Annotated in this window: 1 protein-coding gene; it reads left to right on the top strand. The window is 66.7% G+C overall.

From position 1 onward, the window contains the following. Positions 1-504 (top strand): hypothetical protein (locus ACLQ2W_RS33875; protein WP_425791974.1); only part of this gene is annotated, 504 nt, incomplete at both ends.

Below are 504 nucleotides of genomic sequence, written 5' to 3'. Positions count from 1 at the left end.
TGGTCTGGCTTTCACCGGTGGTGTGTTCGCCGGTCCGATCGCCGGTCACGTCGAGTCCGCGCACGCCGCCACCGCCAGCAAGCCGGTTGCGGTGGCGGGTGTGCAGGGTGAGCAGTCGACGATCAGCCTGAATGATGAGCAGACGGCCAACGTGAAGGCGATCATCGCGGCGACGAAGAAGGCTGGGCTGCCGGAGCGGGCGGCGGTGGTTTCGATCGCGACGGCGTTGCAGGAGTCGAAGCTGGAGAACCTGGGCCACCTCGGCGACCGCAATGATCACGACTCGCTGGGTCTGTTCCAGCAGCGCCCGTCCTCGGGTTGGGGCACCCCGGAGCAGATCACCGACCCGGAGTACGCGACGCTTGCGTTCCTGAAGGGGTTGAAGCAGGTCGACGGTTGGCAGGACATGCCGGTGACCAAGGCGGCGCAGACCGTGCAGGTGTCGGCCTACCCGGATGCGTACGCGCAGTGGGAGAAGCAGGCCACCGACCTGGTCAACAAGCA

The sequence above is a fragment of the Micromonospora sp. DT227 genome (assembly GCF_049841835.1).
Lineage (GTDB): Bacteria > Actinomycetota > Actinomycetes > Mycobacteriales > Micromonosporaceae > Micromonospora.
This window is presented reverse-complemented; position numbering and strand designations above follow the sequence as displayed.